We start from the raw sequence: 25,005 nt of genomic DNA on the forward strand, positions 1-25,005 counted from the left end.
GCACGAGTTGACGGATCATCAGGAGGTTCGGACGCGATGGTTCCGCTCACCCTGGCGGAGCACGGCGCGCTGGCCCAGGCCCGACTGCCCGCCGTGATCTGGGACTTCTTCGAGGGCGCGGCCGGAAGCGAGTGGACCGCCCGCGCCAATGCCGACGCCTGGCGCCGCCACCTGCTGCGCCCGCGCGTCCTGGTCGACGTCTCGGCCCCCGACTGCAGCACCGAGCTGTTCGGCGCCCGGCTGGCCGCCCCGTACGGCGTCGCCCCGATGGCCTACCACGGGCTGGCCCACCCCGACGCCGAGTGCGCCACCGCCCGGGCCGCCGCCGCGGCCGGGGCGCTGCTGGTGGTCAGCATCTTCGCGGGCCGCACCCTGGAGGAGATCGCCGCGGCCGCGCCCGGCGGGACGCGCTGGCTCCAGCTCTACTGGCTGCGCGACCGGGAGGCGCTGGCCGCCCTGGTCGCCCGCGCCGAGGCGGCCGACTACCGGGCGCTGGTGCTCACCGTCGACGCGCCCAAGGTCGGCCGCCGCCTGCGCGACCTGCGCAACGCCTTCGCGCTGCCGCCCGGCACGACCGCCGCCAACCTGGCCGCCCGGCTCACCAGCGGCGCCGCGCGCGCCGAACCGGGCCGCTCCGGCATCGAGGAGCACTCCCGGCAGCAGTTCGACCCCACGGTCACCTGGGCCGACCTGGCCTGGCTGCGCCGCCGCACCACGCTGCCGCTGCTGCTCAAGGGCGTGCTCACCGCCGAGGACGCGAAACTCGCCGTCGACCACGGCGCGGACGGCCTGGTGGTCTCCAACCACGGCGGCCGCCAGCTCGACGGCACCCCGCCCGCACCGGACGCGCTCGCCGAGGTGGTGGACGCCGTCCCGGCCGACCACCCCGTGCTGGTCGACGGCGGCCTGCGACACGGCGCCGACCTCGCCAGGGCCGTCGCCCTCGGCGCCCGCGCCGCGCTGGTCGGTCGGCCCGTGCTGTGGGGGCTGGCGCACGGCGGCGCGGACGGCGCCCGGGCCGTGCTCGACCTGCTGCGCGAGGAACTGCTCGACACCCTGGTGCTGGCCGGCCGACCCGCCCTCGCGGACCTCGACCGCGGCGCGCTCGCGTCCCGCTCTCCTTATATATAGGGGACGTGACGGAGTACCGACAAAGACAGTGGAAGAGAACGGAAGAAACCCCGTGACGCACACCGCACCCGACGCCGCCCCGGACGTGAAACTTTCGCCGGTTCTCGAGCCGGTTCCCGAGCCGCTCCCCGCCCTTGCCCAGCCGTTCGCGGAGCCGCCCGCGGAGCCGCCCGCGGAGCCGCCCGCGGAGCCGTTCGCGGACTGGGACTGGGAGGACCCCGAGGGCCTGGAAGCCCGCACCGACGCGTTCACCGACGACCTCGCCCGGTGCACCACGATCGAACTCGTCCGCCCCGAAGTACCGCGTACGCACCAGGAGTTCCAGGAACTCGGCGTCACCGGCATCGAGTTCGCCGCGTTCCGCACCCGCCACCCGCAGGGCCTCGGCACCGACCTGGTCGGCCTGCACACCGCCACCGAGGCCACCCGCCCCGGGCCGGTCTACCGGATCGACGGCAGCAGCCTCTACACCAGCCTGGACATCACCGAACCGCTCCCGTTCGCCGACCACAGCGTCGACTGGGTGTACGCCGAGCACCTGATCGAGCACGTCCCGCTCGCCACCGCCGTGCACTGGCTCGCCGAAGTGCGCCGGGTGCTGCGCCCCGGCGGGCTGCTCCGCCTCACCACCCCCGACCTGGCCGTGTACGTCACGGGCTACCTCGACGACCGCGAGCAGTTCTTCCGCCGCCACCGCCGCCGCCTGCGCACCATGCGGGTCGGCCCGCCGATGCCCGAGCGCCGGGCCTTCATGCTGAACCAGATCTTCTACCACTTCGGCCACCGGTGGATCTACGACGAGGCCGAGCTGCGGCACGTCCTGGACCGCGCCGGGTACGGTGGATTCGCCGTCACCCGACGGGAGTTCCAGACCGGCGCCCGACCGGACGTCGCCGCCCTCGACACCGCCTTCCGCAAGGACGAGTCGATCTACCTGGAGGCCGTCGCCCCCGACGCGGGGCCCACCGCCCCCGGAGGACCGCACTGATGCCACTGCACCCCCAAGCCGAGGCGATGCGCGCCCGCCGCGCCGCCGCCGGCACCCCGCCGCTGTACACCCGCACCCTCGCCGAGGCCCGCGCCGCCGACCTCGCCGACCTGCGGGCCGCCACCGGCAGCGGCGAAGAAGTCCACCACGTCGGGGAGTTCACCTTCGACGGCCCCGGTGGCCCGCTCACCCTGCGCCACTACCGGCCGAAACCCCGCCCCGCGGACGCCCCGCCCGGCCCCGCCCTGCTCTACCTGTACGGCGGCGGCTGGGCACTCGGCTCGCTGGAGACCGGCGACCCGGTCTGCCGCGCCCTGGCCAACGCCACCGGCGCCGACGTCCTCGCCGTCGGCTACCGGCACGCCCCCGAGCACCGCTTCCCCGCCGCCGTCCACGACTGCTGGGCCGCCCTCGACCGGATCGCCCGCCACGCCGCCGAGTTGGGCATCGACCCCGACCGGATCGCGGTCGGCGGCGACAGCGCCGGCGGCAACCTGGCCGCCGCCCTCACCCTCCTCGCCCGCGAACGCGGCGGCCCCGCGATCCTGCACCAGCTGCTGGTCTACCCCAACACCGACCACCGCCTCCCCCCGCCCGGGACGGACGACGACCCGGCGCTGTTCAACCGGCACTCGGTGGCCTGGTACTGGGACCACTACCTCGCCGACCCCGCCGACGCCGCGAACCCGCTCGCCTCCCCGCTGCGCGCCCCCACGCTGGCCGGACTGCCGCCCGCCACCGTCATCACCGCCGAGTACGACCCGCTGCGCGACGAGGGCGAGGAGTACGCCGAGGCCCTGCGCGCCGCGGGCGTCCCCGTCGAACTGCGCCGCTACGACGGCATGCCGCACGGCTTCTTCGCGATGCCCGGCGTCCTGGACGACGGCCGAGCCGCCCAACTCTTCGCCGCCCAACGCCTGGTGGCCGCCTACCAGACCGCCTGCCAGGCCGCCTGCCAGGCCGCGGAGGCAGCCCGGTGAGCCGCGTCCTGCACCTCGCCGACCTGCACGGCTCGCTGTCCGACCCGCTGCTGGACGCGATGACCTTCCTCAACGAGGTCACCGGCCGCTACCCCGACGCGATCTCCTTCGCCCCCGGCCGCCCGTACGAGGAGTTCTTCGACCCCGCCGACATCCCCGGCCACCTGGAGACCTACCTGCGCCACCTGCGCGAGGAACGGAACCTGACGGACAGTCAAGTCCGCCAGGAGGTGTTCCAGTACGGACGCACCAAGGGCCTGATCGCCCCGCTGATCGCCCGCGCGCTGGCCGCCGACGAAGGCATCGACGCCGACCCCGAGGCGCTGGTGGTCACCGTCGGCGCCCAGGAGGGCATGCTGCTGGTACTGCGCGCCCTGTGCGCCGGGCCGGACGACGTGCTGCTGGTCTCCGCGCCCTGCTACGTCGGCGTCACCGGCGCCGCCCGGCTGCTCGACCTGACCGTCCACCCCGTACCGGAGGCCGGGCGCGACGGCGGCCTCGACCCCGAGGCGCTCGCCGCCGCCGTCCGCGCCCTGCGCGCCGCCGGGAAGCGCCCCCGCGCCTGCTACGTCGTCCCCGACTTCGCCAACCCCAGCGGCGCCAGCATGGACGAACCGGCCCGCCGCCGCCTGCTGGAGGTCGCCGAGGAGAGCGGCGTCCTGCTGATCGAGGACAACCCGTACGGCTTCTTCGGCCGCACCCCCGACGCCCGCCCCACCCTCAGGGCCCTGGACGGGGACCGCGGCAACGTGGTCTACCTCGGCTCCTTCGCCAAGACCTGCTTCCCCGGCGCCCGGGTCGGCTACGTCCTCGCCGACCAGCGGGTGGCCGCACCCGACGGCCGGGAAGGCCTGCTCGCCGACGAACTCGCCAAGCTCAAGAGCATGACCACCGTCAACACCTCGGCGCTCAGCCAGGCCGTCATCGGCGGCATGCTGCTCGACGGCGGCCTGCGCCTGCGGGACGCCAACGAGCCCGCCCGGCGCTTCTACGCCCGCAACATGGACACCCTGCTGGCACAGCTCCGGACCGCCTTCCAGGGCGTCCCCGGCGTCTCCTGGAACCACCCCGACGGCGGCTTCTTCGCCGTCGTCACCGTGCCGTTCCGGGCCGACGCGCACGCCCTCGACACCTGCGCCCGCAAGCACGGCGTGCTGTGGACGCCGATGGACGGCTTCCACCCCGGAGGCGGCGGCGAACACCAACTCCGGCTCTCCTGCTCCTACCTGACACCCGAGCAAATCACCGAAGGCGTGAGCAGGCTGGCCGCGTTCGTCACCGAGCAGCTCCCGGCGGGCTGACCCGGACAGCACCGAGCGGGGCCCGGCACTCCAGCCGCCGGGCCCCGCTCCGCCGCGCCCGCCGTCAGCGGGTCAGCGGATCCGCTGGGCGAACAGCCGGGCCGACCAGGCCACCGCGACGGCCGCCAGCAGGGCGGTCAGCAGCAGGCCCCGCCACACCTCGGGCGCGTCCACGTGCCCGGAGAACAGGGCGCGCATGCCCTCCACCGCCCAGTAGCACGGGTTCCAGGACGCGGCGGTACGCAGCCAGACCGGGGCCAGCGCGATCGGCAGCAGGGTGCCGGAGAGCAGCGCCAGCGGCTGCGCGATGGTGTTGACCACCGGGCCCAGCGCCGCGTCGGTCGGCACCAGCAGGGCCAGGCCGTAGGAGACCGAGGACGCCATCAGGGCCATCAGCGCCAGCAGCGCCATCGCCAGCAGCAGGTCGGCCAGGCCCACGGTCAGGCCGAACGGGATCGCCAGCACGGCGATCAGCACCGACTGGATCAGCAGCGCCGTGGTCTCCCGCAGCGCCCGGCCCAACAGCAGGGCCACCCGGCTGACCGGAGTCACCCGGGAACGCTCGATCACGCCCGCGTGCAGCTCGCCGAGCAGGGTGAAACCGGTGAACAGGCCGCCCATCAGGGCCAGCGCGGACAGCAGCCCGGGCACGTAGATCCGGTAGGCGTCGGCGGTGCTGTGCGCGCCGGACGCAGCCAGCGCGGAGGTCAGCAGCGGGGCGAACAGCAGCAGGTAGCACAGGGGTTGGAGCAGCCCGACGGCGATCCACACGGGGGAGCGGGCCATCAGGAGCAGTTGGCGCTGGTAGACCAGCCAGGTGTCGCGGGCGAGCTTCACGGGGACCTCGGGGGCGTCGGTACCGGAAAAGAGGAAGGGGGGTCAGCTGCTGTGGACCAGCGCGCGGCCGGTCAGTGCCAGGAACACGTCGTCCAGGCTGGGGCGCTGCAACTGGACGTGCTCCGGCTCGATGCCGGACGCGGCCAGGGTGCGCAGCAGCTGCGGGATCGCGGTGGCCGCGGAGTCCACGTGCAGGCGCAGCCCGTCCTCGCCGGGCAGCGCCTCCAGGCGTTGGACGCACGGCAGTTCGGCGAGGGCGCGCTCGGCGCCCGTGGTGGCCCCGGCGTCGGACAGGCCGATGGTGACGGAGTCGCCGGAGATCTTCTGCTTGAGCTCCTCGGGGGTGCCCTCGGTGACGATGCCGCCGTTGTCGACGATGCCGATCCGGTCGCACAGGGCGTCGGCCTCGTCCAGGTAGTGGGTGGTCAGCAGCACCGTCATGCCCTGCTCGCGCAGGCGGCGCACCTCGCCCCACACCTGGGAGCGGCTGCGCGGGTCGAGGCCGACGGTCGGCTCGTCCAGGAACAGCACGCTGGGCCGGTGCACGACGCCGAGCGCCAGGTCGAGGCGGCGGCGCTGGCCGCCCGAGTACGTCTTGCAGACCCGGTCGCCGAACTCGGTCAGGTCGAAGGCCGCCAGGCCCTGCTCGGCGCGCTGGACGGCCTCGGCCTTGCGGACGCCGTACATCCGGGCCTGTAGGACGAGCTCCTCGCGGGCGGTGGCCTGGTCGGTGGTGCCGCCGCCCTGGGCGACGTAGCCGATCCGGCGGCGGACCTCGCCGGGCGCGGCGCGCAGGTCGGCGCCCGCCACGGTCGCGGCGCCGCCGTCGGGGGCGAGCAGGGTGGCGAGCATGCGCAGCGTGGTGGTCTTGCCTGCGCCGTTCGGGCCGAGGAGGCCGTAGATCTCGCCCTCCGCGACGTTCAGGTCGATGCCGCGCACCGCGTCGACGGCGGCGGCGCCGCGGCGGGGCTGGAAGGACTTGCGCAGCCCCTTGGTCACGATCAACCCGGACTCCTGTGGTCGGTGGGTGCGAATGGGTGCGAATGAATGCGGATCGGTGCGGATGGCTGCTCGGACGAGCAGCCGGGTGCTGGGATGAGCAGCAGGGTGCTCGGATGGGCAACTGGGTGCTCGGACGGGCAACTGGGGGTTCGGATGAGCAGCAGGGTGCTGGGACGAGCAGCGGAGTGCCGGGACGAGCAGCAAAGTGCTCGGGTGGGCAACCGGATGCTCGGACGGGCAGCGGGGGCGGGCGGGGGCGGGTGGGGACGGACGCCGGAGCAGACCCTAGGGCCCGACCCGGCCCCTCGACAATGGTCTGGACCAGGCGGCGGGGCGGGTGCGGCGCGGTGCGCGCGCGAACCGTTCCAGCCGCTCGGCGGCCGCCACCGCACCCCCACCGTCCCGCAGTTGACGCCCCACCAGTTCGGCGGAGCGGCGGTACCCGGGATCGTCGAGGACGGTCCGCAGCGCCGAGCGCAGTTGCTCCGGCGTCGCGGTGGCGAAGTCGACCCGGACGGCCGCGCCCAGCGCGGCCAGCCGGCCGGCGGTCACCGGTTGGTCGTGGCGGATCGGGGCGACCACCAGGGGCCGCCCGTGGACGAGGGATTCACCGACGGTGTTCATCCCGCCGTGGCACAGTACGGCGTCCACGGCCCCGCGCTCAAGCAGTTCCAGTACCGGAACGCGCCCGCAGCCGATCGCACCCGGTGGCAGCGCCACCTCTCCCGGGGCCGCCACCACGGCCTGCACGTCCGGGAGTTCGGCCAGCGCGGCGGCCGTCCGGCCGAGGAAACCGCCCGCCACCTCGGCGGACAGCGTGCCCATGGTGACCAGCACCCGGTGCGGCCGCCCCGCCAACCGCTCCCAGGGGAACGGTTCGGGCCGTGCGTCCAGCAGCGGGCCCACCAGCGCGTACGAGTCCGGGACGCGCCGCGGGTCCAGGCCCAGCAGTGCGGCGCAGCTCGGGGCCAGCACCAGGTCGGGGGAGAACCGCGGGTCGGCGTACTCGGCGGCGGGCAGCCCGGCCCGCTCCCACAGGCCGCGCAGCACGCCCTCCCGCCAGGCCGTCAACTCGCCGTCGCCGCCCAGCGGATCGCCGATCTCCAGCGAGGACGGCGCGAAGCTCGCCCACGGCACGCCCGCGCCGTGCGCGGCCAGCGCGCCCGCCGGGCTGTGCTGGTCGGCCAGCACCACGTCAGGCCGCCACTGCTCGACGGCCCGCCGCACCGCGCCCAGGGTGAACCGGGTGTGCGGCACGACGAAGCCCTCCCACAGCGAACGCACCGCCGCCGCCCCGCCCGCCGCCTGCTCGCGGAACAGCCGGGCGCCGGTCGGGTGCACCACCGCCTCCGGCCCGAGCAGCGGCCGCAGCGCCGCCTCCGGCCCCACCCAGGCCACCCGGTGCCCGCGCGCGGACCAGGCCCGGGCCAGCGCCCGGGCCGGCAACAGGTGTCCGGCCAGCGGCGGGACCACGATCAGCAGGCGCAGCGGGGACGGTGGGGGAGTGGCGGCGGCGGGGGCGGTCGCGAGCAGGGTCGCGGGCGGGGTCGCGGGCACGGGTGTCCTCCTCGGGAGGCGGCAGGGGAGTCGGGACGGTGGGGAAGTCGGAACGCGCGGCGTTCGGGCGGCACCGGCCGCGGACCCGTGCGTACGGCGTACGGGTCGTGGGCAAACGAGGGAGGAGTGGTACAGACGACAAGGGGATATCGCGAAGGAAGCGTCGGCGATCTCTTGTGCGGGCCGGTGAGGCGACGGAATACTAGCCCGCGTGACCGCTCTGGAGGCAGTCGCCGTCCACCTGCCACCCCTCGCCGAACCGATCGAACCGGTCGGGGAACGCCTGGGGTTGACGGACCGTCAGATCAAACTGTTCCGCCGCTTCCACGGTCTGGACCGGATCAGGACGGACCCCGACGGAGACCTGACCGATCTGCTCACCGCCGCAGCGCAGGCCCTGGCCCCGCTGCGCGGCAACGAACACCGCGTGAAGTACGTGCTGCACGCGCGCAGCCTGCCGATCGCGGCGCCCTACCCGCACAACCCGCTGCACGACGCGCTCGGCCGTCTGGGGCTGACGCGCGCCCGTGCCTTCACCGTCACCCACCACGCCTGCGCCGGCTCCCTGCTGGCCCTGGACGTGGCCGGTCGGCTGCTGGCGGCAGACCCCGACCCCGAGGCGACGGCGCTGATCCTGGCGGGCGAGAAGACCTTCACCCGGGACGCCCGCATCGTCCCGGAGACCGCCCTGTTCGGCGAGGGGGCGGCCGCCTGCCTGGTGCGGGCCGGAGGCGAACACGACCGCGTGCTGTCCTACGCGGTCGACCAGCGCGGCGAGTTCGACGGGCGACTCGCCGACGATCCGGAGCTGATGCAGCGCTACCAGCGCAGCTACCCGGAGCTGATGGTGGCCGTGATGGAAGCCGCACTGGAGGAGGCCGGCGAGAGCTGGGACTCGATCCGGCTGCTGCTCCCGCACAACGTCAACCAGATCTCCTGGCAACGGATCTGCCGCCAGATCGGGTACCCGCCCGACCGCGTGGTGCTGGACAACGTCCCGGCGGTGGGGCACAGCTTCGCCGCCGACATCCTGCTCAACCACCACACCGCCACCACCCGCGGCCTGCTCCGCCGCGGCGACCGCTACCTGGCCGCCGCGTCCGGGATCGGCGCGACCTTCGCCGCGATGGTGCTCCAGCACTGACCCGCCCGCCCCGCACCCAGGGGCGGCCGGCCGGACGCCGGGACACCGCGCCGCGTTCCCGCACGCACGCACACACGCGTACGCACGCATGCCCATGCATGCATGCGCACGCACGCACGCGTCCGTACGCGCCCGCATGCCCGCATGCCCGCATGCCCGCAAGGCGCGCCCGCGCCGTCCAGTCCACCCGCCCGCACCCGGCCCGCCGCCGGGCCGCGGGCCAGATCAGGGGATCGCCATGACCGACTCCGCCCTGCCCGAAAGCGCTGCCGACTCCGCTGTCGGCACCGACACCATCGTCACGACCGCCACCACCACCGCCACCGCCACCACCGCCGCCACCGCCGTGGTCGACCCCGAGCTGCGCGGCCGCGCCCTCGACGGGATCCTGCTGCTGCTGCCCCAGGTGCTCAAGCGCGACCTCCCCGAGATCGGCGAGAACGCCTGCCTGTTCGACGAGGTCGGCCTGACCTCCGCCGCCACCCTGGAACTCATCCTCGAACTCGAGGACCACCTCGACGTGCAGATCGACGTCGAGGGCATCGACCCGGAGGACCTGCGCTCGGTCGGCACCCTCGCGGGCTTCGTCGCCGGACACGTCGTCGCCGAGGACTGACGTCCGTGCTCGTCCGCGGGCCGCTCCCCGCCACCACCCTGCCGCGCACCGCCTCCCCGCTGCGCCTGACCGCCGCCCACGCCCACGACCTGCCCGGCCACTCCCCGCTCGCCGCCGACCCCGACCTGCGCGCCTTCACCGCCGACCTGGCCCGCCCGTACGGGGTCGAACTCGACGAGGAGGCGCTCGCCGGGGCCCGCGGGCACTCCTACGACACGCTGGCCGAACGCGCCATCCGCGCCCTGACCGACCCGGCCCGCCCCGTCGACCTGCTGGTCCTGGTGTACGCCACGCCCGACGTCCGCCCCGGACAGGCCGTCGCGCTGCGCCTCGCCGAGTCCTGCCCGGGCGAACCGCTGTCCTTCGCGATCTGCGACGAGGGCGCGGGCGCCGCGTTCAGCGCCCTGCTGATCGCCGACGCGTACGCCCGGACCGCGGGAGCCCGGCGCGCCCTGCTGATCGCCGTCGAACAGGCCGACCTGCACCACCGCCCGCACCGCCCCGCCCGCCTCCCCGACCGGCACTCCGCGGCCGCCCTGCTCTGGGAGGCCGACGGCGGCGGCCGGGCGCTGCGCGGAACCGCCAGTCGTAGCGATGTCTCCGACAGCCAAGTCGACTACGTGCTAAGGGAGTTGTGCACCGAGCTGCCCGAGGACGCGCTGCTGCTGCTCGGCCCCGGCCTGACCGGCGCCCGGCCGCCCGGCGGACGGGAGACCCGGACAGCCCGCCCCGGCAACCCGTACACCGGCAGCTGGGCCGCGCTCGCCGCCGCCCTCGCCGACCCGGGGTGCGCCGACCGGCCGCTCGCCCTCGCCGACCGCGAACCGGAGACCGGCCGGATCGACCTCGCCCACTGGGCGGCGGCGGAGCCGACACCGTGACCGCCACCTCCGCCGCCCCCACCGCCACCGCCACCGCCACCTCCACCGCCACACCCCGCCGCCCCCGACCCTGAGGCAGACCGACCATGACCCGCCACCCCGACGACGCCACCCCGCTGCCCACCGCCGCACCCGGCGTCCAACTCCAGCCCGCCGCCTACGAGAAGCTGCTCGGCGCGCTGCGCGACTCGATCGCCCGGCTGGCCGCCGACGAGCCCTTCGAGCGGCTCACCGTCCCGCCCGTGATCTCCCGCGCCACCATCGAGCGCGCCGGATTCGCCGCCTCCTTCCCGCAGTTGCTCGGCACCGTGCACAGCTACACCGGCAGCGCCGCCGACTGGCGCAAGCTCTCCCCGCTGATCGCGGAGTCCGGCCCCTGGCACGCCCGGCAGGAGATCTCCGACCTGGTGCTGCTGCCCGCCGCCTGCTACCCCGTGTACGCCACCCTGGTCGGCCGGGACCTCCAACAGCCCGTCCGCTACAGCGTGGAGGCGCAGTGCTTCCGGCAGGAGGCCACCGCCGAACCCGGGCGGCTGCGCAGCTTCAAGATGGCCGAACTCGTCACCGCGGGCACCGCCGGGCACTGCCAGGACTGGCGCGAGCACTGGCTGCAGCGGGTCGCCGACTGGCTGGACGGCCTCGGCCTGAAGCCGTCGGTCGAACTCGCCGACGACCCGTTCTTCGGCGGCGGCCGCAAGCTCTACCAAGCCGCCCAGCGCGCCCAGGAGTTGAAGTTCGAGCTGCGCGTACCGGTGGCCGACGGACTGCCGCAGGCCATCGCCTCCGCCAACATCCACAAGGACCACTTCGGCGAGGCCTTCGACTTCACCGCCGACGGCGCCACCGGCCACACCGCCTGCACCGCCTTCGGCCTCGACCGGATCGCCCTCGCCCTGCTGCACGCCCACGGCACCCGCCCCGCCGACTGGCCCGAGCACATCAGCGCCTCCCTGAAGGGAAACTGACGAAGTGTCAGACACGCGATCCACCGTGCTGCGGTACCGGTCCCAGGCACCCGGAGCCGAAGGGCCGCTCACCCTCGGCCAGGACAACGTGCTGCGCTGCCTGCGCAACGAGCAGCCCTCCCGCGAACGTAACGAACCCTCCTCGCTGAACAAGCAGGCGATCTGGACCCCCCTCGGGGACGCCGACCCGGCCCGCTGCCTCGACGCCCTGCGCACCCTCGCCGAACGGCACGCCGCCCTGCGCACCGTCTTCCCCGACGGCGGCGGCGACCAGCTCCCCACCTTCCAACGACAGCTCCAGGAAGGCGAGTTCACCGTCGAGCTGATCGCCCTCGGCCCGGACGAGGACGCCGCCGCCCGGGCCGACGCGTTCTGCTGGGACCAGCGCTGCCACCCCTTCGACCTCACCGCCGACTTCCCGCTCCGCCTCGCCCTGCTCACCCGCGACGACCGCCCCGTGCTGCTCGCCGTGGTCGTCAGCCACGCCCAACTCGACGGCATGGCAACGGGACTGCTGGCCCAGGAGTGGACGGTCCTGGTCTCCGGCGGCGAACTGCCGACGGCCACCGGGCCCACCCCGATCGCGGTCGCCGAACAGGAGCGATCCGCCAGTGGCCGCCGCCGCGGCACCGCCGCCCTCCGCCACTGGGAACGCATCCTGGCGGAGGAGCCCTCCGCCGTCTTCACCGACGACCGGGTCCGCTCCACCGACACCCTGCTGCACACCCTCAGCATCCGCACCCCGGCCGGTGCCGCCGCCCTGGAGCGGGCCGTCAAGCGCACCAGCAGCTCCAAGTCCGCCGTCCTGACCGCCTGTTACGCCGCCCTGGCGGCCCACCGCGCGGCCCGCTCCACCGTGGTGATGGCCGCCCTCTCCGCCAACCGCCACCGCGCCGTCCTCGCCGAGCACATCGGCACCCTCGCCCAGGACGCCCTGCTCGTCCTGGACACCGACTGCCCCGACCTCGACACCCTGATCGGCCGCACCCAGGCCCAGGCCCTCTCCGGCTACTGGCACGCCACCTTCGACACCGAGCAGCTCTGGAAGATCCTCGACGACTCCTCCCTGCGGCGCGGCGCCCGGTTCGTCCGCGACGTCGTGCTCAACGACGTCAGCGGCACCGTCCCCGAGGAGCTCGCCGCCCTGCGCCCCGACCCCGCCGTCGACCCCGACCTCACCTGGTACCCGACCGAGCCGCTCCCCACCCGGCTGATGATGAACGTCTGGCGCACCGGCGGCTGCCTGGAGATCAGCCTGCACGCCCACCCCGATGTCCTCGACCGCGAGGAGACCGAGCACTTCGCCCGCGCCCTGCTGCGCCTGATCGACCTCGCCGGACAGCGCAACGTCCCCCTCGGCCCAGCCGGGGAACTCGCCGCCCTCAGCCGACTGCCCGTCGGCCGCCGCGAGAAGGGCCGCTGGCAGCAGGTCGGCAGCAACTGGGTCGACCTGGACGCCCTCGCCGACCGGCTGCGCACCGTCCTGGCCGTCAAGGACGTCGAAGTAACCTGGGAGGAAGACGAGTTGACCGCCCGGGTACGCGAAGGATGCACACTGACACCGACCGAGGCGCACACCGCCGTGGTCGACTCGCTCTCCTGGCGCGACACCCTGATGGCCCCGCAGCGCTACGTCCTGCCGAACGGCACCGGCACCGGACGCGACTGACCGCAAGCCCCGCCACACCCGGGCGCGCCCGAACTACACTCCGCGCCATGCCTTCCCCCACGTACGAGACCCAGGCCGAACGGGACGCCGCCGCAGTCGAGTTCGCCGCCGAGCTGGCGCGGATCGCCGCCGCGGCGGACGTCCCGCTGCCCGCACCCGGCCGGCAGTACTGGTTCGGCACCGACTTCGAAGGACAGTCGGTCCGACCGGCCGCGCGCGGCGGCTCGGGCGGGCCGACGCCCGACCAGGCCCGCATCCGGTGGAAGCAGGACGACTCCGCACCGTTCCTGGCCCTGAGCCGCGGCGCGGTGCCGCTGGCCCTGGGCAGCACGCCGGACCTCGCCGAAGCCGTCCGGGCGGCCTCGGCCTGGCTCGCGGGGGCGGACCTGGCCGGGGTCCGGCACACCGCACCGTTCCTGGACGTCCAGGACTGGGCGCTCGCCCACGAGCGCACCCCGCTGGACCCGGTGGAACTCGAGTGGCGGATCCGCCTGCAGAACTTCGACCACGCGTGGCACCCCGAGCCCGCCCGCGTCCGGCAGTTGTGGCGGGCCGCGTTCGCCGAACCCCGGCTGCGCCCGCTGCGACCGGTCAGCAGCCACTACACGCTGTGGTTCTCCCGCACGCTCCACTTCCCGTACGAGAGCGCGGGCGTCGCCGTCGAACCGCGCACCGACGGGACCTACCAGGTCCGCGGCCACCGGAGGCACCGGGCCGTCGCCGAAGCCCTCCCCGAACCGGTCACCGTCGCCACCGCAGCCGAAGCCGCCGCCCTCGCCGCCGCCCTCGCCGCCGCCGTCCTGCCCCCCGAACTGCACTGACGCACGACCCCGCACCGCCCGGACGGAGCAGCCGCCCCCCGTCCGGGCGCGTCGCACCCCCGGGCCCGGACCGGGGGCGGTGAGGATGGGCAGCGGCCCCCGACCCCTCCCTCACGCCGGAGTTGCACCATGGAGCTGTTCCCGCCCCTGCCCCTGGAGTCCTGGCGGGACACCAAGGAGACACTGCACCGCTTCGCCCAGGTCATCGGCAAGATCCGGCTCGCGGGCAGCGCCCGCCGCAACCACTGGTGGAACGTCCCCTTCCACCTCACCGGCCGCGGCATCACCACCCGCCCCACCGGCCCCGTCCGCGGCGGCGACGCCTTCACCATCGACTTCGACTTCACCGACCACCGCCTGTACGTCCGCACCCTCGGCGGCGCTGAGGACTCCTTCCCGCTCGCCGGGCGCTCCGTCGCCGACTTCCACCGCGACACCCTGCGCGCCCTCGCCCACCTCGACATCGACGTCCGCCCCGACCGCCCCCACCCCTACGACCTGCCCGACGCCCACCGCCCCTTCGCCGACGACCACGAGCACCGCAGCTACGACCCCGCCGCCGTCACCACCTACTGGCACGTCCTGAGCCAAGTCGCCCTGCTGCTGGAGGAGTACGCCGCCGGGTACTCCGGCAAGACCAGCCCCGTCCACCACTTCTGGCACACCTTCGACCTCGCCGTCACCCGCTTCTCCGACCGCGAGACCGACCAGCCCGCCGCCGACAGCGTCACCCGCGAGGCCTACTCCCGCGAAGTCATCAGCGCGGGCTTCTGGTTCGGCGACGACAACGTCCCCGCCCCCGCGTTCTACTCCTACACCGCCCCCGAACCCACCGGACTCGACACCCGCCCGCTGCGCCCCGACACCGCCCGCTGGACGCCCAACCGCGGCAGCCACCTCGCCCTGCTCACCTACGACGAGGTCCGCGCCACCGCCGACCCCTGGCACACCGCCCTGGAGTTCCTGGAATCCGCCTACCGCGCCGGAGCCGACCTGGCCGGCTGGGGCCGCGAACGCGAGTGCCCCGGCGGCATCACCGACAGCGAACTGCGCACCCTCCCGGGAACCGCCGACCGGTGACGCCGACCGGTGCCCCCGCCCGGTGGCGCCGACCGGTGCTCCCGACCGGTGCTCCCGCCCGGTGACGCCGCCGGGGCGCGCTCTCACCGGGGCGCGCGCTCACCGGGGGCCGACCCGTCGGCGAGCCGGTTGTTGCGGTCGATCTCCGGCATGTGCGTCTCCGCCCAGTCCCGCAGGACGGAGAGCGGCCCTTCGAGGGACAGGCCGAGCCCGGTGAGCCGGTAGTGGACGGCGGGCGGCACGGTGGGCTCCACCCGGCGCGCGACCAGGCCGTCGCGGACCAGGCCCTGCAGGGTGACGGACAGCATCTTCTGCGAGATGCCCGGGACGCGGCGCCGCAGCTCCGCGAACCGGACCTCGCCCGGAGCCTCCTCGGCCAGCACCTTGACCGCCATCGACGTCCACTTGGTGCCGATCCGGTCGAGCAACCGGCGGGTCGGGCAGAGCGGGTCCAGCAGGTCACCGCGCTCACCGGGCCGTCGACCGGGCCCGCCTGCGCTCGATGTGGTCACTCGCAGCTCACCACCTGAGGGGAAAGTGCCGTCTTGGGGGAACCAGGCCGGTTCCCTAGCGTGATGTGGTCACCTTTCCTCACCGTACCTGGAGCCTCCCGTGCCCGAACTGCGCCGCGTCCCCGCCAACGGCGTCGAACTGAACGTCGCCCTCGCCGGATCGGGCCCGGCCGTCCTGCTGCTGCACGGCTTCCCGCACACCTGGGAACTGTGGACGGACGTCATCGCCGACCTGTCCGCCCACCACCGCGTCATCGCACCGGACCTGCGTGGGTTCGGCGCGAGCAGCCCGGCCGCCGACGGGTACGACGCGGGCACCCTGGCCGAGGACGCCGCGGCGCTCCTCGCCGCGCTCGACGTCCCCTCGGCCGCCGTGGTGGGCATCGACGCGGGCACCTCACCGGCCTTCCTCCTCGCCCTGCGCCGCCCCGACCTCGTCCGGCGCCTGGTCGTCATGGAGTCCCTGCTGGGCCGACTGCCCGGCGCCGAGGACTTCCTCGCCGACGGGCCGCCGTGGTGGTTCGGCTTCCACACCGCCGCGCCCGGCCTCGCCGAGACCGTGCTGGAGGGCCGCGAAGCCGCCTACGTCGACTGGTTCCTGGACGCCGGCACGCTCGGCGACGGCGCCCGCCCCGCCCTCCGGGACGCGTTCGTCCGCGCCTACACCGGCCGCCGGGCGCTCAGTTGCGCGTTCTCGTACTACCGGGCACTGCCCGAGAGCGCCGCGCAGATCGAGCGGGCGGTCGCCACCGCCCGCCTGACCGTGCCGACCATGGCCCTGGGCGCCCGCCCCGTCGGCCCCGCACTGGAACGCCAACTCCGCCCGATCACCGACGACCTCACCGGACACGTCATCGAGGACTGCGGCCACATCATCCCCCTGCACCGCCCGGACGCCCTGCTCGCGCTGCTGCGCCCGTTCCTGGCCGCCGACGCCGACGCCGACGCCGACGCAGACGGGGATGCGGACGCGCCCGGTGCCCGACGCGCGCCTCAGTAGAAGTGCCGCAGTCGGGGCCACCGTTGGGACCACGGCGCGACCGTCCCCGCGCACAGCAGCCCCGCGCCTGCCCGCAGCCCTGCCGGGCCGTCACCGAACACCGCCGTTGACAGCCGCGCCAACAGCGGTGCCAGTGGTGGCTGGCCGACGTACCCCACGCCAAGTGCCGCCCGCAGCCATGAAGTACAACTCGCCCCGGTGGAACCCGTACCGCCCCACCAGCCCCACCGGCAGCGCCGTGACCGCGGCCGCGACCCCGAGCGCCAGGGGCGGTCGGGCCGTCGGGTCGTCGAGTTGTCGGGCGGGCGGGCGGGCCAGGGTTCAGGACCAGACCGGCAGGCTGCCCTCCTGGTAGCGGGCGCCGAAGCCGCCGGCGGGGAGGATCGCCTCGACGGCGGCCAGGTCGTCGGCGTCCAGGGTGACCCAGGCGGCCCGGGCGTTCTCCGCCATCCGGGCGGCGCTGCGGGTGCCGGGGATCGGGACGACGTGCGGGCCGCGGGCGAGCAGCCAGGCCAGGGCGAGCTGCGGGACGGTGGCGCCCCGTTCGGCGGCGAGCTCGCCCAGGCGGGCCACGGCGGCGAGGTTGCGCTCGTAGTTGCCGGGCTGCCAACGCGGGTCGCCGTTGCGCATGTCGCTCGGGTCGTACTGCCCGGCGGGCCTGGTGGCGCCGGTCAGGAAGCCGCGGCCGAGCGGTGAGTACGCGACGAAGCCGATGCCCAGCTCGTCCAGGGTCGGGAAGAGCTGCTCGGCGTCCCGCTCGAACAGCGAGTACTCGGTCTGCAGCACCGACACCGGCTGCACGGCGTGCGCGCGCCGGACCGTCTCCGGGCCCGCCTCGCTCAGGCCGAAGTACGCGACCTTGCCCGCGTCGATCAGCTCCTTGACCGCCCCCGCCACCTCCTCGATCGGGACGGCCGGGTCCACCCGGTGCTGGTAGAGCACGTCCAGCCGGTCGGTGCCCAGCGCGCGCAGGCTGTTCTCGGCGACCTTGCGGATGTTCTCCGGACGGCTGTCGAAGCCGAACCCCTGCTCGGTGCGGGCGAAGCCGAACTTGGTGGCCAGCACCACCTGGTCGCGGAAGCTGCTCACTGCTCGGCCGAGCAACTCCTCGTTCGAGCCGGTGCCCCAGTTGTACAGCTCCGCGGTGTCGAAGAAGGTCACACCCAGCTCGTACGCCCGCCGCACCGCCGCGACGCCCGCCCGCTCGTCACCCGGCCCGTACGCCATGGTCAGGCCCATCGCGCCGTAGCCGATCGCGGAGACGGTCAGACCCTGGGAGCCGAGTGTCCGTTGCTGCATGGGGGAGCCTCCTGTGCGCAGAGTTCAGAACCAAACGGTTCGGTTTGAAGCCTACGTCGGATGCCCGCCCCGACCAAACCGAACGGTTCGGCCTGCGCGCGGGCCTGTGCGCGGACCTGCACACGGGCCTGCGCGCAGGCCTGCGCGGCGGCCCGGATCAGTCGGGCCAGGTGCCCGTGAGGCGCCGCGTGGCGGTGGCCCCGCCGCGGCCGATGGCGGCCCTGACGAGGCCGAAGATCGCGCCCTGGAGGGTGGCGGCGAGCAGCACTTCCCGCCAGGTGCGGTCCTCGTCCGTGGCGTCCGGGGCGTCGTCCTCGTGCCCGATCGCCTTCCACGCCTGCCGGAAAACGACGCCCGCGAGCATGCCGCCGACCAGGCCGAGCGCCAGTCCGACGGGCTTGTAGACGACCGCGACCGCCTTCACTTGTGCCCCCGGCCGCGCAGCAGGAACAGGGTGACCACCAGCACTGCGGCCCCCGCCAGCAGCGGGGCACGGTTGGCCCGGGCCGCCGAGGCGGCGGTCGTGGCGGCGGCCGCGGCCTGCTCGCGGAGCCGCTCCGGGGTCTTCTCTGCCGCCAGCTGCCCCGCCTGGGCCGCGGTGTCGCGGACCTGGGCGGCGGCCCGGCCCGCCTTGTCGAGCACCGGGTCCGGGGTCCGGTCCCGGGCCAGCTCGGCGGCCCGTCCGGCCTTCTCCCGGAGCCGGTCGGCCAAGTGCGCGGCCGTCCCGACGGCCTGCTCCTTCCACGCGGCCGCCTTCTCCCCGACCTTCTCCCCGACCTTCTCCTCGCTCTGCTCCCCGGCCTGCTCCCCGACCTTCTCTCCGGCCTGCTCCTCGGCGTCGGTCCCGGCCGTCTGTTCCCCGGCCGGGCGGCCGAGGTCATCGTGGGTGGGTTCGACCTGCTCGGGGAGCCGGTCGGTCCGTGCGGATTCGTCGTCCTGGAACGGCTGGCTCATCGGTGTGCCCTCTCCTCGGTCTCGGTCGGCTGGGCCCTCACGCCGTCGACGTTCTGCGCGGGCGCGGGCCCCTGCTCGCACGCGCCTACCCCTGATCCCGCCGGTCACCCGTACGCGGCGGGCGGGCGGGCGGGCGAGCTGGCTGGCCGCTCCGCGGAGAAGCCGTCGTCCGGAACGGCCTGCGGCCTTCCGCCCCCGGCGCCCGCCGGGTACGGTGCGTCCGCTGGCACAGTCCGCACGTCGCGTCGAAAAAAGAAGAACGTGCACATCCTGGAAGATCCCTCGGGACTGTCCCCGCGGGCCCTCGCCTTCCTCGGCCGCGCCGGACGCAGGCAGGAGCGGACGGAGCCGCGCGTCCCCACCGAACTGCTGCGGGTCCGTGACCGGAAGGGCCGACTCGTCCCCGCCCCGCTGGAGCTGGTGATCCGGCGGGAGGGCTTCGCCCAGAGGTACGGCGGGTTGCGGTACACGGTGCGGGAGAGCGTCACGAGCGCCGGGGACGAGCGCCGGGTGCACAGCTCGGAGTGGCGTCACGAGCTGGGGTCGTACGTGTGGGCCGACCCCGTACGGGGCTGGTTCTTCGACTGGAGGGGGCCGCACGCCGCCCACCCGATCCGCTACCTCGTCCACACCGACGGACGGGTGGGCGCCGAGAACACCGCCGGGGACGGCGTCTTCCAGGAGCTGGAGGCGTCCATGCTCCACCGGATCGAGGCCCACGCCCTCATGGATGAGGTCTCGGCCTGGAACCCGTGGCCGAGCGGGGGCCTCGGCGTCGCCCGGTTCCTGGGTGGCCTGGACGGCCTGGACGGCCTGGACGAGGTGGCCGAGGCGTCGGGGCCCGCACGGAGCTGGCGGATGTCCGCGACCGTCGCCGTCGAGGAGTCCGCTTTCCTGAGCCGGGGAGGCCCCCGCGAACGCCGGGCGCAGATCTGGTACCGGGACGAGGAGGGGCGCCGGCAGGTCGCCGCCGCGGCCGCGCTCGCCGCCGCCCTGCCGCGGACGGCCTAGGGTGGCCCCGTGGCAGACACCCCGCACATCCCGCACGCCCCGCACGCCCCGCACGCCTCCCACCACCAGGACGATCAGGGCGGCCCGGACGACCTGCGCTCGCTCCCCGGGCTGGCGACCGAGGGGCGGCGCAGCGGCGGTGCGGGGATCGACCTGCTGTCGACGGTGGAGCTGGCCCGGGCGATGAACGCCGAGGACCGGACGGTGCCGGAGGCAGTGGGGGCGGTGGTGCCGGAGGTGGCGGTGGCGGTGGAGGCGATCGTCGAACGGATGCGCCGGGGCGGGCGGTTGGTGTACGCGGGGGCGGGGACGGCGGGGCGGCTCGGGGTGCTGGACGCCAGCGAGTGCCCGCCGACGTTCGGGACGGAGCCGGGGCTGGTGGTCGGGCTGCTCGCGGGCGGTCCGGCCGCGTTGACGGCCGCCGTCGAGGACGCCGAGGACGACCGGGCGGCCGCCGTCGCGGACCTGGACGCACTGGGGCTGACCGCCGCGGACACGGTGGTCGGCGTCTCCGCCTCCGGCCGGACCCCGTACGCGCTGGCCGCGGTCGAGCACGCCCGGCGGCTCGGGGCGCTCACCGTCGCGTTGGCGGGCAACCGCGGGTCCGCGCTCGGGGACGCCGCCGAGCACCGGATCGAGGTGGTGACCGGTCCCGAACTGCTGGCCGGTTCCACCCGGTTGAAGGCGGGGACGGCGCAGAAGCTGGTGCTCAACATGGTCTCGACGCTGGTGATGGTCCGGCTCGGCCGGACCTACGGGGACCTGATGGTCGACCTCCGGGCGACCAACGAGAAGCTGCGCGTCCGGGCCCGCCGGATCGTCGCCCTCGCCGCCGAGGCCGAACCCGCCGACGCGGACGCCGCGTTGACGGCCACCGGCGGTCGGGTCAAGGACGCGGTCCTGCTGCTGCTCACGGGCGTGGACGCACCCGCCGCAGCGGCTCTGCTGGCCCGCAACGGCGGCCGACTGCGCGACGCCCTGCACGACGCCCTGCGCGATGCCCTGTAGGAGGACCTGCACGAGGCCGTGCACGAGGCCCCGGACGAAGCCCTGCGCGAGACCGCGACCATGAACTGACGGCTCGTCAGAGTTCCTGCTCGGCCCAGATGGTCTTGCCGCGCGGGGTGTGCCGGGTGCCCCAGTTGCGGCACAGCTGGGCCACCAGCAGCAGGCCGCGGCCGCCCTCGTCCTCGGTGCGGGCACGGCGCAGGTGCGGGGCGGTGCTGCTGCCGTCGGAGACCTCGCAGATCAGCACGCCGCCGTCCCGGATCAGCCGGAAGCCGATCGGCGTGCGGCCGTAGCGGACGGCGTTGGTGATCAGTTCGCTGACCACCAACTCGGTGACGAAGGACGCCTCTTCGATGCCCCAGTCGGCGAGCTTCGCGGTCGCCAGCTTGCGGGCCCGGGCCACCTCGGACGGGTCGTGGCGCAGCGACCAGTCGGCGACGTCCCGGGCGGGCAGGGCCCGGGTACGGGCCAGCAGCAGGGCGACGTCGTCGGTCGGGGCGTCCGGCCCGAGGGTCGCGGACAGGACCTGGTCGCAGAGGTCCTCCAGCGAACCGGCGGTGGCGGCGAGCGCGGATCCGAGCCGGTCGAGGCCGAGTTCGGGGTCGCCGCGCAGTTCCGAGGCGCGTAGCAGGCCGTCGGTGTACAGGGCCAGCACGCTGCCCTCGGGGACGTTCAACTCGGCTGCCTCGAAAGGGAGTCCGCCGAGCCCGAGTGGCGGACCGGCGGGCAGCTCGGGGAAGGTCACGGCGTTGTCCGGGCCGACCAGGGCCGGCCCCGGGTGCCCGGCCCGGGCCAGCGCGCAGGAGCGGGTGACCGGGTCGTACACCGCGTACAGGCAGGTCGCGCCGACGCTGCTGCCGGCCCAGGCGGTGCCGCCCTCGGGGAGTTCGTCCAGGTCGACCCGGAGTACCAAGTCGTCCAGGTGGGTGAGGAGTTCGTCCGGCGGCATGTCGATGTCGGCGAGGGTGCGGACCGCCGTCCGCAGTCGCCCCATCGCGGCGGAGGCGGGCACGCCGTGGCCGACCACGTCGCCCACCACCAGGGCCACCCGGGCGCCGGACAGCGGGATCACGTCGAACCAGTCACCGCCGACGCCCTCCCGGCCGCCCGCCGGGAGGTAGCGGAAGGCGACCTCGACCGCGGCCTGCCGGGGCGTCCGGCTGGGCAGCAGGGAACGCTGCAACGCCAGTGCGGTGTCGCGCTGTTGGGTGTACTGGCGGGCGTTGTCGACGGAGAGCGCGGCGCGCGCCGTCAGTTCCGTCGCCAGCAGCAGGTCGTCCTCGTCGAAGGGCTCCGGCGAACGGTGCCGCAGGAAGATCGCCACGCCGAGCGTCACCCCGCGGGCGGTCAGCGGCGCCAGGAGGGCGGAGTGGATGCCGAACTCCTCGGCCAGGCGCTCCCGTTCGGGCTCCTGGGCGAGCCAGGAACGGATCTCCGGGTCCCGGTAGTCGGTGCGCAGCGGGCGTCCCGAGGCCAGCACCCGGGCCATCGGCGAGTCCGGCACGATCACGTCCCCGATGCCGGCCGCGACCGCGGACTCCGGGCTGCCCGGCAGCACCGAGCGCTGCGCGACCCGGTAGAACACCAGGCCCGCGCTCGACGGCGGACCGCCGCCGAACACCGAGTCGAGCAGGTCGACACCCACGAAGTCCGCGAAGCCCTCGATCGCGACGTCCGCCAACTCCTGTGCGGTGCGCTCCACTTCGAGGGTCGAACCGATCCGCAGCCCGGCCTCGCCGAGCAGCGCCAGCCGCTTCCGGGCCCGCACCTCCGAGGAACCCGCCACCGCCCCGCCCGGTGCCGCCGACCGCGCGGCGGCCTCGGCCGCCCCGGCGGTCGCGACGGCCAGTGGCTGCGACAGCGGCTGCAACGGCAGCGCGGACAGCACCCAGGTCGGTTCGCCGCGCGCCGTCCGTACCGGGACGGCACCCAACTCGACCGACGCCGGCTCCTCCTCGGAACGGCGCAGCCGGACCATCCCGCTGAACGGCTCGTGCCGAACCGCCGCGCGCAGCAAGGCGATCGGCACCTGCCCGGCCAGCAACTCGACCGCCGGACGCCCGAGCACCAGCCCCGCCCCGAACCCCGTCAACCGCTCCGCCGCCACCGACCAGCCGGTGACCGTCCCGCCGCCGTCGACCGTCGCGGTCGCCGCCCGGCCCGGAACCCGAGTCGCCATGTCCGTCCATCCCCTCTCGGAGGCAGCACCCGCCAGGCCGTCACTCCCCAGCATCGCCCCCGGACGTGAGCGCCTCAAACCGCCACGCCGTGGAACCGCGGGGCAGTCAGCAGGCGCTCACCGCTCCGGGGGCGGTCCGCCACCGGCGAGGACCAGGCCCGTCTCGTAGGCGAGGATGACCAGTTGGGCGCGGTCGCGGACGCCGAGCTTGGCGATCGCGCGGGTGACGTGGGTCTTGGCGGTGAGCGGGCTGATGCAGAGCCGCGCGGCGATCTGGTCGTTGGACAGGCCGGTCGCGATCAGGCGGGTCACCTCGAGTTCCCGCGCGGTGAGGACGGCGAGCCGTTCGGCGGTGTCGGTGGGGGCGGCCGGGCGGTGCGCGAACTGCTCGATCACCCTCCGGGTCGCGCCCGGCGAGAGCAGCGCGTCGCCGGCCGCCACCGCCCGGACGGCCTGGCGGAGGTCGTCCGGCTCGGTCTCCTTGGTGAGGAAGCCGCTCGCGCCCGCGCGCAGGGCCGCGAAGACGTACTCGTCGGTCTCGAAGGTCGTGAGGACGATGACGCGGCACTCCGCCAGCCCGGGGTCCGCGACGATCGTCCGGGTGGCGGTGAGGCCGTCCGTGCCGGGCATCCGGATGTCCATGAGGACGACGTCGGGGCGGACGGCGCGGGCCGTGCGGACCGCCTCGTCGCCCGTGCCCGCCTCGCCGACCACCCGGATGTCCTCGGCGCGGGCGAGGAGGCTGCTGAATCCGGCCCGTACCAGGGCCTGGTCGTCGGCGAGGAGCACCTTGATCGTCATGGGTGGAAGCCTGGCACAGGGATGACGGCCCGCACGAGCCACCCGTCGCCCTCCCCGTGCGGCCCGGCGGAGAAGTCCCCACCGAGCGCCCGGACCCGTTCGTCCATCCCGCGCACCCCGTGCCCGGCCGCTCCCGGGGGCTGCGCCGGTGCCCGGCCGTCGTCGGTGACGCGCACCTCCACCCGCCCGCCGCCGCACCGGACGTCGACCCCGGCCCGGGACGCCCGTGCGTGGCGGACCGTGTTGGTGAGGGCCTCCTGGACGATCCGGTGGACGGCCAGGGAGACCGGCGCGGGGACGGCGGCGAGGTCGCCCGCCGTCTCCAGCCGGACGTCCAGCTCCGCCGAGCGCATGCGGTCGACGAGCGCCGCGATCTCGGGGACCCCGGCCGCGGGGTCCTGCGGGGCCCCGCCTGGGGCCCTGTCCGGGGCGCTGTCCGGGGCGCGCAGCACGTGGACGAGCGAACGGAGGTCCCGGAGGGCCTCGGTGCGGACCTGCTGCGCGGTGGCGAGGGCGCTGCGCGCCTCTTCGGGGGAGTCGTCCAGGGCCTCGGCCGCGACCCGGAGTTGGAGCCCGACGACGGTGAGGGTGTGCCCGACGACGTCGTGCAGTTCCCGGGCGATGTCCAGACGGGCCTCCGCGATCCGCCGACCGGCCTCCAAGTCCCGTTCCCGGGCGGCGTGCAGGAGGCGCTCGTCGAGTTCGGCGCGCCAGCGGAGCCGGTTGCGGTAGGCGGTGGCGGCGGCGAGGAGCACCGCGAGCCAGAGGGCCTCGGCGCCCAGGGAGCCGAGCACCTCGCGCGGTGCGGCGCCGCCGGGGCCCGTCTCCCAGGCCCCGGCGAAGGCCAGTTCGGCCAGGCCCACCCCGGCCGCCCACGGCAGCCCGGGACGGCCGGGCCGGTCGTCCGCGGCCAGGGTGGCGTACGCGGCGGAGACCGGCCACACCCAGCCCACGTCGGTGAGTCCGGCGGTGCGGAACACGACGACGGCCTGCACCCCGAGCAGCAGCACGGTCAGCGGCCACCGGCGGCGGGCCAGCAGCAGCGCGCCCAGCCACACGGCGAGCGGCAGGGTCCCCGCGGCGTCCAGCCGGCCGTCGAGCCGGACGGTGACGGTCAGGACGGCGGCGACGGTGCCGACCGCGAGGAGGCCGTCGACGATCCGGGCGGTGCGGGGGGCCTCGGCGCGCCTGGCCGTACGGGAGTCGTCGGCGCGCCGGGCCGCCCGGGGGGCGGCAGCAGCGCGGACGGCGGGCTGTTCCATGCGCCGA

At 75.1% G+C, this 25,005-nt stretch carries 24 protein-coding genes; 14 read left to right on the forward strand and 10 right to left on the reverse strand.

Going from position 1 to position 25,005, the window contains the following annotated elements:
* Positions 1-36 precede the first annotated feature (36 nt).
* Genes OO57_RS09280 through OO57_RS09295 form a run of 4 tightly spaced genes read left to right on the forward strand, consistent with a single transcriptional unit; the run spans position 37 to position 4,400 of the window.
* On the forward strand, positions 37-1,131 hold the full coding sequence (locus OO57_RS09280) for an alpha-hydroxy acid oxidase (RefSeq protein ID WP_033251853.1): 1,095 nt from the start codon (positions 37-39) through the stop codon (positions 1,129-1,131).
* Between the two features lie 52 nt (positions 1,132-1,183).
* Positions 1,184-2,119, forward strand: coding sequence for a methyltransferase domain-containing protein (locus OO57_RS09285; RefSeq protein ID WP_234337279.1), 936 nt, complete (start codon positions 1,184-1,186; stop codon positions 2,117-2,119).
* Positions 2,119-3,099 carry an alpha/beta hydrolase gene (locus OO57_RS09290; RefSeq protein WP_051777004.1) on the forward strand — a complete coding sequence of 327 codons (981 nt, stop codon included), beginning with the start codon at positions 2,119-2,121 and terminating at the stop codon, positions 3,097-3,099. Before OO57_RS09285 ends, OO57_RS09290 begins: the two co-directional genes overlap by 1 nt.
* The gene (locus OO57_RS09295; RefSeq protein WP_033251854.1) at positions 3,096-4,400 is read left to right on the forward strand and encodes a PLP-dependent aminotransferase family protein; all 1,305 of its coding nucleotides are present in this window, start codon (positions 3,096-3,098) and stop codon (positions 4,398-4,400) included. Before OO57_RS09290 ends, OO57_RS09295 begins: the two co-directional genes overlap by 4 nt.
* A gap of 72 nt (positions 4,401-4,472) precedes the next feature.
* On the opposite strand, the gene OO57_RS09300 is transcribed toward OO57_RS09295, so the two are convergent.
* The 3 genes from OO57_RS09300 to OO57_RS09310 all read right to left on the reverse strand — a co-directional run bounded on the left by OO57_RS09300 (position 4,473) and on the right by OO57_RS09310 (position 7,796).
* Positions 4,473-5,237 (reverse strand): ABC transporter permease, encoded by a 765-nt coding sequence (locus OO57_RS09300; RefSeq protein ID WP_033251855.1) that lies wholly within the window; start codon positions 5,235-5,237, stop codon positions 4,473-4,475.
* A gap of 42 nt (positions 5,238-5,279) precedes the next feature.
* A complete protein-coding gene (locus OO57_RS09305) occupies positions 5,280-6,236 on the reverse strand; it encodes an ATP-binding cassette domain-containing protein (protein WP_106973941.1) in 957 nt (318 codons plus the stop codon).
* 288 nt (positions 6,237-6,524) lie between these two features.
* A complete protein-coding gene (locus OO57_RS09310; RefSeq protein ID WP_051777007.1) occupies positions 6,525-7,796 on the reverse strand; it encodes a glycosyltransferase in 1,272 nt (423 codons plus the stop codon).
* A 211-nt stretch (positions 7,797-8,007) separates the two neighbouring features.
* Between OO57_RS09310 and OO57_RS09315 the strand changes: the two genes are divergently transcribed.
* The 7 genes from OO57_RS09315 (at position 8,008) to OO57_RS09345 (ending at position 14,972) form a co-directional block, all read left to right on the forward strand.
* On the forward strand, positions 8,008-8,940 hold the full coding sequence (locus tag OO57_RS09315) for a 3-oxoacyl-[acyl-carrier-protein] synthase III C-terminal domain-containing protein (protein WP_033251857.1): 933 nt from the start codon (positions 8,008-8,010) through the stop codon (positions 8,938-8,940).
* Positions 8,941-9,178: 238 nt separating this feature from the next.
* Complete coding sequence (locus tag OO57_RS09320) at positions 9,179-9,556, forward strand: acyl carrier protein (protein ID WP_051777009.1); 378 nt, start codon at positions 9,179-9,181, stop codon at positions 9,554-9,556.
* Positions 9,557-9,561: 5 nt separating this feature from the next.
* A complete protein-coding gene (locus tag OO57_RS44625) occupies positions 9,562-10,437 on the forward strand; it encodes a hypothetical protein (protein WP_051777011.1) in 876 nt (291 codons plus the stop codon).
* 86 nt (positions 10,438-10,523) lie between these two features.
* Positions 10,524-11,402 carry an aminoacyl-tRNA synthetase gene (locus tag OO57_RS09330; RefSeq protein WP_033251858.1) on the forward strand — a complete coding sequence of 293 codons (879 nt, stop codon included), beginning with the start codon at positions 10,524-10,526 and terminating at the stop codon, positions 11,400-11,402.
* Between the two features lie 4 nt (positions 11,403-11,406).
* Complete coding sequence (locus OO57_RS09335) at positions 11,407-13,071, forward strand: condensation domain-containing protein (protein WP_234337280.1); 1,665 nt, start codon at positions 11,407-11,409, stop codon at positions 13,069-13,071.
* A gap of 47 nt (positions 13,072-13,118) precedes the next feature.
* On the forward strand, positions 13,119-13,892 hold the full coding sequence (locus OO57_RS39250; RefSeq protein WP_051777013.1) for a DUF6193 family natural product biosynthesis protein: 774 nt from the start codon (positions 13,119-13,121) through the stop codon (positions 13,890-13,892).
* 129 nt (positions 13,893-14,021) lie between these two features.
* Positions 14,022-14,972, forward strand: a complete 951-nt coding sequence (locus OO57_RS09345; RefSeq protein ID WP_033251860.1) for a DUF5996 family protein — start codon at positions 14,022-14,024, stop codon at positions 14,970-14,972.
* Positions 14,973-15,055: 83 nt separating this feature from the next.
* Here OO57_RS09345 and OO57_RS09350 read toward each other — a convergent pair whose 3' ends face one another.
* Positions 15,056-15,484: a winged helix-turn-helix transcriptional regulator gene (locus OO57_RS09350; RefSeq protein WP_033251861.1), complete on the reverse strand. Its 429-nt coding sequence runs from the start codon at positions 15,482-15,484 to the stop codon at positions 15,056-15,058.
* 100 nt (positions 15,485-15,584) lie between these two features.
* Between OO57_RS09350 and OO57_RS09355 the strand changes: the two genes are divergently transcribed.
* Entirely contained in the window at positions 15,585-16,484 is a 900-nt protein-coding gene (locus tag OO57_RS09355; RefSeq protein ID WP_063737524.1) for an alpha/beta fold hydrolase, read from the forward strand.
* Positions 16,485-16,805: 321 nt separating this feature from the next.
* On the opposite strand, the gene OO57_RS09360 is transcribed toward OO57_RS09355, so the two are convergent.
* From OO57_RS09360 to OO57_RS44630, 3 genes are all read right to left on the reverse strand, one after another.
* Complete coding sequence (locus OO57_RS09360; protein ID WP_033251862.1) at positions 16,806-17,783, reverse strand: aldo/keto reductase; 978 nt, start codon at positions 17,781-17,783, stop codon at positions 16,806-16,808.
* Positions 17,784-17,940: 157 nt separating this feature from the next.
* Positions 17,941-18,207: a DUF4235 domain-containing protein gene (locus OO57_RS09365; protein ID WP_033251863.1), complete on the reverse strand. Its 267-nt coding sequence runs from the start codon at positions 18,205-18,207 to the stop codon at positions 17,941-17,943.
* A complete protein-coding gene (locus OO57_RS44630) occupies positions 18,204-18,737 on the reverse strand; it encodes a hypothetical protein (protein ID WP_033251864.1) in 534 nt (177 codons plus the stop codon). The genes OO57_RS09365 and OO57_RS44630 overlap by 4 nt, the downstream gene beginning before the upstream one ends.
* Positions 18,738-18,998: 261 nt before the next feature.
* On the opposite strand from OO57_RS44630, the gene OO57_RS09375 reads away from it, so the two are divergent.
* Together OO57_RS09375 and murQ are read left to right on the forward strand one after the other, a co-directional pair.
* Positions 18,999-19,748, forward strand: a complete 750-nt coding sequence (locus OO57_RS09375; RefSeq protein ID WP_033251865.1) for a hypothetical protein — start codon at positions 18,999-19,001, stop codon at positions 19,746-19,748.
* A 93-nt stretch (positions 19,749-19,841) separates the two neighbouring features.
* Positions 19,842-20,756: an N-acetylmuramic acid 6-phosphate etherase gene (gene murQ, locus OO57_RS09380; protein WP_033251922.1), complete on the forward strand. Its 915-nt coding sequence runs from the start codon at positions 19,842-19,844 to the stop codon at positions 20,754-20,756.
* Between the two features lie 76 nt (positions 20,757-20,832).
* Here the strand turns inward: murQ and OO57_RS09385 are convergent, their stop codons facing one another.
* The 3 genes from OO57_RS09385 to OO57_RS09395 all read right to left on the reverse strand — a co-directional run bounded on the left by OO57_RS09385 (position 20,833) and on the right by OO57_RS09395 (position 24,998).
* Positions 20,833-22,935 (reverse strand): SpoIIE family protein phosphatase, encoded by a 2,103-nt coding sequence (locus OO57_RS09385; protein WP_033251866.1) that lies wholly within the window; start codon positions 22,933-22,935, stop codon positions 20,833-20,835.
* A gap of 117 nt (positions 22,936-23,052) precedes the next feature.
* A complete protein-coding gene (locus OO57_RS09390) occupies positions 23,053-23,736 on the reverse strand; it encodes a response regulator transcription factor (protein WP_033251867.1) in 684 nt (227 codons plus the stop codon).
* On the reverse strand, positions 23,733-24,998 hold the full coding sequence (locus OO57_RS09395; protein ID WP_051777017.1) for a sensor histidine kinase: 1,266 nt from the start codon (positions 24,996-24,998) through the stop codon (positions 23,733-23,735). Before OO57_RS09395 ends, OO57_RS09390 begins: the two co-directional genes overlap by 4 nt.
* Positions 24,999-25,005 lie beyond the last annotated feature (7 nt).

The organism is Kitasatospora phosalacinea (assembly GCF_000717185.1).
Classification (GTDB): domain Bacteria; phylum Actinomycetota; class Actinomycetes; order Streptomycetales; family Streptomycetaceae; genus Kitasatospora; species Kitasatospora phosalacinea_A.